Origin of the sequence: Microcoleus sp. MON1_C1, assembly GCF_036701945.1 — a bacterium.
Lineage (GTDB): Bacteria > Cyanobacteriota > Cyanobacteriia > Cyanobacteriales > Microcoleaceae > Microcoleus.
Window position 1 is genome coordinate 1 of sequence record NZ_JAUBRO010000030.1, and the last position, 12602, is coordinate 12602.

At 45.6% G+C, this 12602-nt stretch carries 8 protein-coding genes and 1 tRNA gene; 5 read left to right on the top strand and 4 right to left on the bottom strand.

Annotated elements, in window-relative coordinates; genetic code table 11:
- Positions 1 to 419: 419 nt before the first annotated feature.
- Positions 420 to 522: transfer RNA gene (locus QUA62_RS17840), tRNA-Phe, on the top strand.
- The gene (locus QUA62_RS17845; RefSeq protein ID WP_333405718.1) at positions 492 to 686 is read left to right on the top strand and encodes a hypothetical protein; all 195 of its coding nucleotides are present in this window, start codon (positions 492 to 494) and stop codon (positions 684 to 686) included. The genes QUA62_RS17840 and QUA62_RS17845 overlap by 31 nt, the downstream gene beginning before the upstream one ends.
- A gap of 18 nt (positions 687 to 704) precedes the next feature.
- On the opposite strand, the gene QUA62_RS29425 is transcribed toward QUA62_RS17845, so the two are convergent.
- The 4 genes from QUA62_RS29425 to QUA62_RS17860 all read right to left on the bottom strand — a co-directional run bounded on the left by QUA62_RS29425 (position 705) and on the right by QUA62_RS17860 (position 8487).
- Positions 705 to 860: a DUF4339 domain-containing protein gene (locus QUA62_RS29425; RefSeq protein WP_333372492.1), complete on the bottom strand. Its 156-nt coding sequence runs from the start codon at positions 858 to 860 to the stop codon at positions 705 to 707.
- A 249-nt stretch (positions 861 to 1109) separates the two neighbouring features.
- Positions 1110 to 3221 (bottom strand): caspase family protein, encoded by a 2112-nt coding sequence (locus QUA62_RS17850; protein WP_333405719.1) that lies wholly within the window; start codon positions 3219 to 3221, stop codon positions 1110 to 1112.
- Between the two features lie 89 nt (positions 3222 to 3310).
- Positions 3311 to 7414: an nSTAND1 domain-containing NTPase gene (locus tag QUA62_RS17855; RefSeq protein ID WP_333405720.1), complete on the bottom strand. Its 4104-nt coding sequence runs from the start codon at positions 7412 to 7414 to the stop codon at positions 3311 to 3313.
- A gap of 605 nt (positions 7415 to 8019) precedes the next feature.
- On the bottom strand, positions 8020 to 8487 hold the full coding sequence (locus QUA62_RS17860; protein WP_333405721.1) for a site-specific DNA-methyltransferase: 468 nt from the start codon (positions 8485 to 8487) through the stop codon (positions 8020 to 8022).
- A gap of 170 nt (positions 8488 to 8657) precedes the next feature.
- Between QUA62_RS17860 and ribBA the strand changes: the two genes are divergently transcribed.
- From ribBA to QUA62_RS17875, 3 genes are all read left to right on the top strand, one after another.
- Positions 8658 to 10373, top strand: a complete 1716-nt coding sequence (ribBA, locus tag QUA62_RS17865; RefSeq protein WP_333405722.1) for a bifunctional 3,4-dihydroxy-2-butanone-4-phosphate synthase/GTP cyclohydrolase II — start codon at positions 8658 to 8660, stop codon at positions 10371 to 10373.
- A gap of 265 nt (positions 10374 to 10638) precedes the next feature.
- Complete coding sequence (locus QUA62_RS17870; RefSeq protein WP_333405723.1) at positions 10639 to 11094, top strand: HAD domain-containing protein; 456 nt, start codon at positions 10639 to 10641, stop codon at positions 11092 to 11094.
- A 48-nt stretch (positions 11095 to 11142) separates the two neighbouring features.
- Positions 11143 to 12582, top strand: coding sequence for a pentapeptide repeat-containing protein (locus tag QUA62_RS17875; RefSeq protein WP_190662647.1), 1440 nt, complete (start codon positions 11143 to 11145; stop codon positions 12580 to 12582).
- The last annotated feature ends 20 nt before the right edge of the window (positions 12583 to 12602 follow it).

Consider the following 12602-nt stretch of genomic DNA (forward strand, 5'->3'; position numbering starts at 1 on the left):
TATGTCCTATTTTATGACACTTTGTGTACTCTGCTTACTTTTTTCTTCTGCTACCCCTACTTATTGAGCCGATACCTCTGACGCATCTACCTGGTATTGCTTTGATTCTCAGCCGTTATGCTAGCAAGATTTTCCCTTTTGTGCTGATGTGGCTGGGTTTCAGAATTCTGATAGACAGCGAATCCTATCGTCTTTTTCTACCGAACGCTTGACAGACTCATGCGATCGAAACATCGAAAAAATTCATAACAACAGTACCATTACCTACAAGAAAGCAAGAAAAAAGGCTTTAACATTATAGAATCATATAAAAAAAGCGATGCCGTCAATCCCAAATTACTGGTCTATCAATTTAATCTCCTTGCCATTCCATATCTGGCAGTTCCTTTTGAGGAAGTAGCGAGGTGGCTTCAATTTCTTGCCGGATTGCTGTTGTGACTTCGCAGTTACTATTCAAGGAATCGATCGGGAGCAGTGGACTGAAAATCCACGTGTTACGAGTTCAACTCTCGTTCCTGGCATCGCAAAGCCCTCACAAAGTTGAGGGTTTTTTTTTAGGAAAAATGCGGGCAATGCAGTCATTTATCGAACTCGATTTGCCTGAAAGTTTAGCTAACGAGATTGGTGAATCTGTTCGACCTGAATATTTGAAGCTGTGGAGAAGGATTCAGCCCCGCCGAGAATAGTTTTTTCGGGATAGCGCCTTATTTTTGAGTGAGGTACGACGCTAGTTCTGGAATTTCACCGGCGCGCTGCCACTCGGCTTCCCCGCGCCGCACTTTGGTTCGGGCTGTGATTTCCTGAACCTCCCATAATTGCAATTTGGTATAGGGCCCCTTGGCTTCACCGCTGCGAAACACGTACCATTGAGCAACTTCAGGAGTTGGCTGGGTCGTCTCACAGGCTTCATCCGATTCATTCCAGTTGTGGCTTTGATTGAGTGCCAGTTGCGTAAGCCCTGTTTAACTTTTTATGTTGAAAAAGGATTGAGATTAGGATGAGGCTAATCTTTTCCAGGAATAACAAGTTTTTGACTTACAACCGCAGATAAACACAAATGACCGCAGAGGGATATAGGCTTTGGCAGCATTCTTAAAAAATTCTCTAAATCAAACCCCACTCTTTTTCACCACCACTTCCACCTTTTCCGTCGTCCATTCCTCACTCGCATCAGTCACAACCGTAATCTTCCGCTTAGGATTTTCTTCATCCACAACCGCCGTTAATAACTGTTCTAAAGCATTGGTTGGTTTTTTATCCCCAACTCCTGGTCGAGGTTGGTCTAAAGCCGGCAACTCTAACAATTGAAAATTTGTTGCATCCACCGTCGCAAATACTTTAATAACTTCTACCCCTTCCTGATAATTTTCTGGTAATGATATGTTGAGTTTTCTGTTTATCTCTTTTTCCGGGGCTAAACATTCATAATCTGCTTTTTTGGGATAACTTTTAACTATACTAAAATCCTCCTGAAGATCCAACATGGTGATATTTAATGTTAAATGAGAGTCATTGCGAATCACTAGGGTAACATTCTCTTCACCTTCTTCTAAAATCGGCACCTTACCCTCAGCATTCAGAACTATTTGTTCTCGTTTTACTGATTTAACTAACTCAACCTTAAGTTTGCGATTTAAGGGAGCAAAAGCATCCTCATTATCCAGCTCCAAAATAGTCTCATATCTGGCAACATGGATTAAGCGATTAATTAGCCTTTCGGTGGCTTTAGGTTCATCAATTTTAATGGGAAAAAGAAGATTATTTATGGGTTCTTTATTCGCATCTAAAATCCAATACTCCCCTTCAGGATTCAGGGAAACAAAATAATCTACATTCTCATCTGTTTCTGTCTCCGAACAAAATTCTATCCAGCGATGGCCTTCAACTTGTGTTTTAACCTCTTCTATTTTTGTAGAAATTGATGCAATATTGACACCCTGAAATGGTGGTAACGGGTCAGGTAAGAGAAGGCGAACTTTGCGAATTTGTTTTAATCCTGGCGATAAATAGACAGCAGGGGAACCGATTTTAATCATTCCTTCAGTTAATTGATTATTGATGGTTCTGATACCATATAGCGCCGTTACTTCTGCCCAACAGTCCGCTGCTTTCAATTCTACTACTTTAACCGTTGCGATGCGGTTCTCACTATCTTTAAAATCCCTCGTTCTGAATTTAAAAATATCAAATTCTGCCCCTTTTTTAATACCGCTAGCTTGACCCATTTGTAGCTGAACTCGGTTTTTCTTAATATCTACTTTCATCACCGGCACCTTACGGCTAGCACCAACAGATTGACTACCCAAAAAAGTGCGATCGGTCTCTCCCATCAACATGGGTGTTTGTCGTACAAATTCATTGTTAACTTGAATAGAAATTTTATTGAACAGATCCTCTACAGAAATTGCTGTCCCGTGTTGCCGCAAAGCTTTTAATAAAAAATAAGTCAAAGCACCGTTGCGTTCCGTCCCTTCAAAAACCTTTTCATAAGCAAATTCATGATCCCGACAAGCTGCGATTAAGGTATAACCTTTCGGTTCGGGTAACAAGCCATTGACAACCGTAATATTGCGGCTATTTTCTGTTGCAGTTTGCCAATTTTGGGCTAATTCCTGAAGCGGGGCGACTAAACTATCCCTAGGTCGAGGAGTGGTATCAATAAACCCCTCACCGCGAATCCGGTCATCTCCGCTCATTTCTCTCGTTGCACCACCGGAATGACAACTATCGAGTACGAGGGTGACAACTAACTCTTTTTCCACCATTTCTTCCAGCAGTTTAGCAAATTCCAAATCGCGCAAATAGCGGGAATTTGGTTGACCGATATCTGTCGGAACTAAAGCTTCATCTAAACCCCCAAAACCCTTGAGGCTTTCAAAAATTGTTTTCGCCCGTCCCCCGTGACCAGAGTAGTGAATATAGACTCGATCTTGCGGTTGGGCTTTGGCTGTTAGTTCCTTGAATTTGGCAACAATATTTTCATACGTGGGTAAAAGTTCCGGGGCTTCTTGGGGTTGATTTGGATTCTCGGAAGCAGTTGCAGTGAGTTTAATAATTTGGTCGGGGGTGAGGTTAAAAGTAGTTTTTAAATAGGTTTCGACATGGTTAATATCTCGGACGCATCCCCGCAGGTTTTTGTAACGTCCCTCTGGTAAATCATGGGGAAAATAAAAATCGATACCGATCAGGAGGGCGTAGAAGTTGGGGGTTTGGTTTGTCATGGTTGATGGTGGGTAAGGGCTTTAGGAAATATTTTATTTTTATATAGGAGTAAACTGGGGGTTTTTATGCACTTTTCTATCTAAAACTATCAAAGCTTCTTGCATAAATTTCTGTCAATTTTCAGGGCATCTTCATCATTAGGATTAGGTATGAGGTAATTCTCTATGAAATTGCAGCCTTCCTTAACTAAATAATCAAAATCTAACCGCCACAGTTTCACGGTGTTGTCAGCACTGCCAGTGGCCAGCAGCTTGCCATTGGGGCTGAAACTGACAGCATTAACCGACTTTGTATGCCCAGTGAGGGTTGTAATTTCCTTGTCGGTGGTGGTATCCCACAGTTTCACGGTGTTGTTAGCACTGCCAGTGGCCAGCAGCTTGCCATTGGGGCTGAAACTGACAGCATTAACCGAGTTTGGATGCCCAGTGAGGGTTTTAATTTCCTTGCCGGTGGTGGTATCCCACAGTTTCACGGTGTTGTCAGCACTGCCAGTGGCTAGCAGCTTGCCATTGGGGCTGAAACTGACAGCATTAACCCAGTTTGTATGCCCAGTGAGGGTTTTAATTTCCTTGCCGGTGGTGGTATCCCACAGTTTCACCGTGTTGTCATCACTGCCAGTGGCCAGCAGCTTGCCATTGGGGCTGAAACTGACCGCATAAACCGAGTTTGTATGCCCAGTGAGGATTTTAATTTCCTTGCCGGTGGTGGTATCCCACAGTTTCACCGTGTTGCCACCACTGCCAGTGGCCAGCAGCTTGCCATTGGGGCTAAAACTGACAGCCCAAACCGTGTCTGTATGCCCAGTGAGGGTTTTAATTTGCTTGCCGGTGGTGGTATCCCACAGTTTCACGGTGTTGTCAGCACTGCCAGTGGCCAGCAGCTTGCCATTGGGGCTGAAACTGACAGCCCTAAGCCACTCTGTATGCCCAGTGAGGGTTTTAATTTGCTTGCCGGTGGTGGTATCCCACAGTTTCACCGTGTGGTCACCACTGCCAGTGGCCAGCAGCTTGCCATTGGGGCTGAAACTGACAGCTAAAACCCAGTCTGTATGCCCAGTGAGGGTTTTAATTTCCTTGCCGGTGGTGGTATCCCACAGTTTCACGGTGTTGTAATCACTCAGTTTCACGGTGTTGTCACCACTGCCAGTGGCCAGCAGCTTGCCATTGGGGCTGAAACTGACAGCATTAACCGAGTTTGTATGCCCAGTCAGGGTTTTAATTTCCTTGCCGGTGGTGGTATCCCACAGTTTCACGGTTTTGTCACCACTGCCAGTAGCCAGCAGGTTGCCATTGGGGCTGAAACTGACAGCTAAAACCCAGTTTGTATGCCCAGTGAGGGTTTTAATTTGCTTGCCGGTGGTGGTGTCCCACAGTTTCACGGTTTTGTCACCACTGCCAGTGGCCAGCAGCTTGCCATTGGGGCTGAAACTGACAGCCGTAACCCAGTTTTTATCAGCGAAACTTTTAATTTGCTTGCTGGTAGTGGTATCCCACAGTTTCACGGTTTTGTCAGAACTGCCAGTAGCCAGCAGCTTGCCATTGGGGCTGAAACTGACAGCTAAAAGCGGCTTTTTATGCCCAGTGAGGGTTTTAATTTCCTTGCCGGTGGTGGTATCCCACAGTTTCACGGTGTTGTCATCACTGCCAGTGGCCAGCAGCTTGCCATTGGGGCTGAAACTGACAGCCGTAAGCCAGTTTTTATGCCCAGTGAGGGTTTTAATTTGCTTGCCGGTGGTGGTATCCCACAGTTTCACGGTGTTGTCACGACTGCCAGTGGCCAGCAGCTTGCCATTGGGGCTGAAACTGAGCGCATAAACCGAGTTTGTATGTCCGGTGAGGGTTTTAATTTCTTTGCCAGTGGAGGTATCCCACAGTTTCACGGTGTTGTCAAAACTGCCAGTGGCCAGCAGCTTGCCATTGGGGCTGAAACTGACAGCATTAACCGAGTTCGCGTGTCCCCCCAAGGTGTTTGGTGCTGCCACATTGGAAACTGTATTTAATAATGACAGTTCTACTTGGCTATGAGTATCAGCATCTACCCAGGGTGTACGTTGCATTTGCACAACCGCTTTTAAAATTGTTTTGACAGCTTTTGACCCAGTAAGCACATCGGAATATTGAGCCAGAAAATTAATTTCATTAATAGCAGCACGCCACAAACCAAAACTAGCTAACCCTGCTAAACCCAAAGTTATCGCCGAAAAGCCACTTAGCCCGATAATCGTTAGTCGCCGTCCGCGTTCCCGTTCCTGTCTCTCTCTATCCCGTTCTTTAACGCTAACCTGAATAAAATCTCGTTCCTCCTGCGTCATTTCATCTGCGCGTTTACGCAACCAATCTTCTGCCACACTCAATAACGCGCCCCACAACAAAGCCCCAGCGTCATAGTTATTATTTTTCCACTCCCGCAGGGCCACCTTCAACCGTTCTTGCCAAGTCCGAAACTCACGGTTCGTATTCATCCACTCGCGCAAAGTTCCCCACTCTCGAATTAGCGCTTCATGCACTACCTCTACCGTATCTTCCGGTTCAAGCCGTCCCGTCACTACCAAACGCGCTGGATATCCCGCCAAATAACTGACCAAATTCCAGTTATCTTCCCCCACTTCCGCACGGGTAGCAATGCGCCTGGTATCTTCCGTTCCTTCCCCCGGACGCACTAATTGCACGAAAATTCGCTGTGCCTGCTTTTTCTGTATTTCACTCAGTTGTTTATAAACCTGTTCGGCATGATTGGCAATGGCTTTTTTCACCCCGCCAATTTCTTCATAAGCTTGGTGAGTTAACTCTCGGTTGATTTGCTTTTCCCACAAGCGAGTTAGGGCAAATTCTAATAATGGCAAATTCCCCGGTTCTTCTCCGACATCATCGAGAATGCGTTGGGTTAATCGCGGTTCTAACTGTACTTCCAATTTGTGAGCGGGTAATTCAATAGCTGCCTGTAATTCCTCCCGCTTCATGGAACTGAGTAACTGTGGTGTATATTCTTGCAACGCATCCCGCAACGGACGATAGGAAAGCACATAACCGTAAAAATCAGCGCGTAAAGTCAAAACTAAGGTAATATTTTCTTGAGCGATCGCCCTTAGCAACTCATCAGCAAAGCGTTCCTGTTCTTCCTTCACCTGACAAAGGGTGTACAGTTCCTCAAATTGGTCTGCCACCAACAACAACCGTTTACCTGAGTTGCGCTCTAAAATCCGAGATACCACTTGCTGCAAAGTGATTCTACCTTGCTGCAGATCGCCTGCTAATCCCACCGCTTCCCGCAGTTGTTGAGTTTCACCTGCTTCTGGTTCTAACTGCCGCACCAAGGCTGACGCTAACGGCAAAAACGGTTCTTTCCCCGGACGGAAAATTTCAATTAACCAGTTTCCCTCTTTTCGCAATTTGGGAATTAATCCCGCAAATACCGCAGAAGACTTACCGCTTCCACTTGGCCCAACCACGGCCACCAATGGTTGTGTGTGCGTTACTTCCACTAAGTTATTAACAAAATTTTCTTGCCCAAAAAAGAAGTCTGCATCTTCTTCTCCAAAGGCAGCTAATCCTTGGTAAGGGTTAGGCGGAATAACTTCTTCAAAATTACTTGCACTATCATCAATCGCCGAATTAGGTGATTTTTTTTTATGGAGAACGGGAATTTCGTTTTCCCCAAAGATCATCATCTGAGAACGACCTAACTCGCATGCTTCTTCTACCTCCCACCCAGCCGCAATCGCATCATAAAACGCTACAGCAAAGGCAACGGCTGCTCTATCTCCTACGGCTCTCTTCATGCCAACTACATCATTAACGTATTGGCTAATTGCCTCCGCCTGTACTTCCGAACAACAAGCATTGATAATTACGCACTTTACACCTTTTTTGGCAAACTCTTTAAACATACTGGTGAGGGCATTTGTCGGCACCAGCGCCATTTTTCCAGTATCATCATCTTCTAGGACAATTCCATCTTCTCCCGCACCATGTCCGCAAAAGTGGACATAGTGCGGTTGATAATCTAAGATAGCCCGGTAAAAATCAAGGCGACGCACGGCCCATTTTTGTTCTAATTTATACAGTTCTCGTTTATTTGCCCTTCGCAATCCTTCGTCAATTTCCCGGATTTCTCGATCCAATCGCAAGGGAGCAGTGTTTTTGGGATTAGCTGCCAGAATCAGAATTGTTTTGACGGGGGCGTTGTTACTCATAAGACAAACGAATGACAGGAGAATTTGGCGTTGCTTAATCAGGGTATGAAAAAAATAAGTTAGAAATCCAAAATCCTTGTGGATACTGGTTTCTCTGATTTCTATAGAACCCATTTCACATCTATTGCTGTAAAGGTCAACTTTGTGTGATAGGGCTTTCAGCTTTTTTGCCACCATCGCTTCATGATTTCTCGTCTTGTGGCTATTGAGTTATGTAAGACGGCTTGTTGGTGTGCCTCATTTTTTAATAAAAGATGTCAAATGGGTTCTATATTTAGCTTTTCATACCGTAACCAGCAACTCCGGAAGGATTATTTAGAAGCGCTAGCAGAAGGTAACAATTCCGTTTATGGAAATGCCACAACCTCACTCTCCTCCGTTTATGGAAATGCCACAACCTCAGTCTCCTTGTGGATACTGGTTTCTATAACTGGCATATTTCGCCTTTCATACCGTAAATCAGCAACGCCGAGAATTTTTCAACACGCTAGACGGCTATCCTGAGTTTGAGGTGATTATAAAAATAAAACTTCCCGTGGTACAGGCCGGAAATCCTGCGTCAGCGACACGCTCACACTACCGTTTCCACCACAAATCCCGAAGAGCTATTCATCCAAATTAAATGTATACTTATCTTGATTTTTTACATACCAGAGAAACTTTTCATTGCGGGGTGAAAAGAACTTGCTGCCCGCAACTCCCGCGCCGTAATTCCAGACAACTTCTTGAATCAGATAAAAAGGCACTTTGTCCCAAAGCAGGTAGGAAATCGGAATTGCTTTTGCCCGATCGCGAATTGACAAATAACCTAAATTTAGCCAAAACGCTCCTCGATCGAGCGTTACCCGGTAAACCTCCGCTATCCACTGCTCGCACCAGTTTAAATACTCATCTAACACCAAGGATTTTTCGTACTCTTTGCCGATGTTATAAGGCGGGCTGGTAACGGTTAAATCTACAAATTGATCGGGCAGCAGCTTCAATGCTTCCAAGCAATCCATGTTATAAATTAAGCAATTAGGAGCTTGAAAGTACGGTTTACCTAAAATCTTCGCGATATCAGTCAAGCTCATGAAATATTGGGGAGATATTTTGTTGACAAAGTGTAAAATTTATAGTAAGTGAGTTTAGAAATATTGTCAAACTCATCTGCACTGGGGAATCGCCCTGTCGGAAACAAAAGGTTACAATCACAAATACATTCTATTTCCATAACATTACTGTTTATAGCTTGAACTCCTCAGTGCCAAATAACAACACCTCAACACAATCCTTTCAATTTGACTCGATCGACAGCGCCCTCGCAGACCTCAAAGCAGGTCGCATGGTGGTAGTAGTCGATGACGAAAATCGCGAAAACGAAGGCGACGTGATTTGTGCCGCCCAATTCGCCACCCCCGACAACATCAATTTCATGGCCGTGAACGCGCGGGGTTTGATTTGTCTGGCCTTGAGCGGCGAAAGGCTCGATCGCCTGGAACTGCCCCTCATGGTCAGCAAAAACACTGACAACAACCAAACTGCCTTCACCGTCAGCATCGATGCAGTCAACGGCGTCAGTACCGGTATCTCCGCCGAAGACAGAGCCCGCACCATTCAAGTAGCCATCCACCCGGACACCAAACCTCAAGACTTGCGCCGTCCCGGTCACATTTTCCCCCTGCGGGCGATCGACGGTGGCGTCCTCAAACGCGCCGGCCACACCGAAGCCTCGGTTGACCTCGCCAGACTCGCTGGCCTGTATCCCAGCGGCGTCATCTGCGAAATTCAAAACCCCGACGGTTCGATGGCGAGGTTGCCGGAATTAATCGAGTACGCCAAACTCCACAACCTCAAAATAATCAGTATTGCCGACTTAATTAGCTACCGACTCAAGCACGATCGATTCGTCCGCCGCGAAACCGTCGCCAAATTGCCCACTCAATTCGGCGAGTTTATGATTTACGCCTACCGCGACACCCAAGACAATTCAGAACACGTTGCTATTGTCAAGGGCGACCCGGCAGAATTTAAAGACAAACCCGTGATGGTGCGGGTGCATTCCGAATGCCTGACCGGCGATGCTTTGGGTTCCCTGCGCTGCGACTGCCGGATGCAACTGCAAGCGGCACTGAAAATGATCGAAAATGTCGGTTCTGGCGTCATCGTTTACTTGCGCCAAGAAGGTCGGGGTATTGGATTGGTAAATAAACTAAAAGCTTACTCGCTGCAAGACTTGGGATTGGATACGGTAGAAGCCAACGAACGGTTGGGATTTCCCGCCGACTTGCGGAACTACGGCGTCGGAGCACAAATGCTCAACGATTTGGGAGTTAAAAAAATTCGGTTGATTACCAACAACCCCCGCAAAATTGCGGGTTTGAAAGGTTACGGGATTGAAGTAGCCGATCGCGTTCCCTTACTAATTGAAGCCACAGATTACAACTCGATCTATCTGGCAACAAAAGCCGAAAAACTCGGTCATATGTTACTGCAAACTTATTTAGTAACAGTGGCGATTCAGTGGGACGAAACGAAGGAAGAAGGTAGAAGACATTCGTCAGAAGGAAAAGAGGAAGATTCTGCAATCCAAAATCGGTACGAACACCTCGAAAAACTGCGGCATTTGGCGGCTAACCAGCACTTGCTGCTGCAAGAAGAAGCGCGACCGGTGGGAATAGCCCTTTTCGGAGAAGGCTCCCTCATCGTTCACCTCGGCTTCGATCAAGCCGGACTCGCAGCCCCCGATTGGTACAAAGATCCAAACCATCCTTACGTCAGGGCGATCGGTCAAATTTTGGGCGAAATCAGCACTGAGCCGAATTTGCAAACATTAGAATTCATGGTTTCCTCCGGTGGAGATCCGCTCAAAACCCTGCAAGTCCAGCTCGATCGCGAGACATTTCTTTTGTCGGAATTAACCGGAATTTGCGATCGGCTCGAACCTCAAAAAATCTACAGTTTTGCTCCTCTTGCCTGAAGGCAGAAGGTAGAAGCCAACCCCCCCTACCCCAGCAGGGGGGAAGGCAGAAGCCAAGAAAAGCTGTGAATTTCAGAATAATACTTGTTGATACCAGCATCTTCCTTTCGTCAGAAAGCAGCCACCAATAAAAACAGTGAATAACAATGTTGATTGCAGTCTAACAAGTCGATGTAGCGAACACTTGAGAGAGAATCGTCGATGCACATTTATATTATTAAGAAGTATTAATAGTTCTTAAATTATTTACTAGAACTTTTAGTTAATGTTAATTTTTTTAGACATTGATGGTGTACTTATTCCTGACAGAAGACATGAAACAGGGAGCTTGCAAACAGATATAATGAACTTTAATTCAGCTTGCCATAATCACTTTGAAAATGTCCTTCGTTCCTATCCTAATGCGCGAGTAGTAATTTCATCTTCCTGGCGTGAAATATTCCCTTTCGAGGTAATCCCGCCATTATTTTCACCAGATATCGCTATCCGTATTATCGGATTCACCCCTTTTCTCAACCCCAAAAATATTCACCAACACAAATATTTACGACACCAGGAAGTTCTTGAGTATCTTCGACAAAATCAAGCAGAAAACTCACCTTGGGTAGCCATTGACGATATTCCAGAACACTATCCGCCAGATGCGCCAGTTGTGGCTATTGATGATTACAATGGTTTTGACCAGAACTCAGCAAAGGTACTTTCAGAATATCTAACTTGATTTCAAAGGTTAGGAAAAAAGTATCGGAATAGAGAGGGTGAATTTGACATGGAAATGAACGTTGGTGACTTTCTGCACCGACTCGACCTCAGGGGACAAGCACTTAAAGGCACCAACCTCGGCGGTGCGGAACTCCGGGGAGCCAACCTCAGAGGCACCGATCTCCGAGAAACTAACCTCAGCGGCGCTATGCTCAGGTATGCAGACCTGATTGAAGCCGACCTCAGCGGCGCTAATCTCAGCGGGGCGGATTTAGCTGAATCATTTCTTAATTTAGCTAACCTCACTAGAGCTGATTTGACTGGTGCTATCCTCCGAGAAGCTAATCTCGTAGGAGCCGAATTCACCGGCGCCAACCTCAAACAAGCAAGTTTGATCAAAGCTAATTTAGTAGGAGCAAATCTCCACGAAGCCAACTTAACCAGAGCCAACCTCAGTGGGGCCGATTTGCGCGGTTCTCAGTTGAGCGGCGCCATTTTAGACAAGGCGGTATACAACAACCGGACTATCTTTCCCGAGGATATCGATCCGGGTGCAATGGGAGCATTTTTACTAACTCCCAATGCTTCGCTCCCTGGCTTAAATCTGGCTATGGTAGATTTGACCGAAGCCGATTTAAAGGGAGCCGATTTGCGGCGGACAAACTTATACAAAGCTATTTTATTTGGCGCAAAACTCGATCGGGCCAACTTAGCAGGAGCCAACCTCAGCGCAGCGGACTTGAGGGAAGCTAGTTTGAGCGGCACAATTTTGGAGAAAGCTGTTTACAGCAACAAAACATTGTTTTCAGAAGGCATTGACCCCGCTCTGGGCGGAGCTTATTTAATTGCTCCCAATGTATCGCTGCAAGGGGTAAACTTAACCGGAGCCGACTTAAACGGGTCAGATTTAAGCGGAGCTAATTTGAGCGGTTCTAACTTAAGTTCGGTTAATCTCAAAAATGTAGACTTCAGTAGAGCTAGCTTAAAAAAAGCTTACCTCAAAGGTGCAAACTTGGAGCAAACAGATTTGAGAGGAGCCGATTTAAGCGGCGCAATTTTACACCAAGTAAACTTGAGTTCTGCTGACCTCCGGCGTGTAGACTTAACAAGGGCTGACCTCAGCGGCGCTAATTTAAGCGATGCCGATTTGAGGGAGACAGATTTCACGGGGGCTACTTTGCTGTTCGCTAACTTGAGCGGGGCAGACTTGAGAGGTGTAGACTTGACAAAAGCTGACCTCAGCGGCGCTAACTTAACCGAAGCTGACCTCCGAAAAGCAGATTTGATGAGAGTAAATTTGGAGGGAGCAGATTTAACTGAGGCAGACTTGAGCGATGCTCATTTATTCCGAGTTAATCTCAGAGGTGCTAACCTGAAAGGTACTAACCTCAAAGGCGCCAGTTTAAAAGCGGTATTTTTGACCGATGCTTATTTGAGCGAAACCGATTTGGCCAATATAGATCTGAGTCCGAGTTTTTTTGAATTGCCACTAGGATCGGAATGGTAATTAGTTGACTGTTAACAATC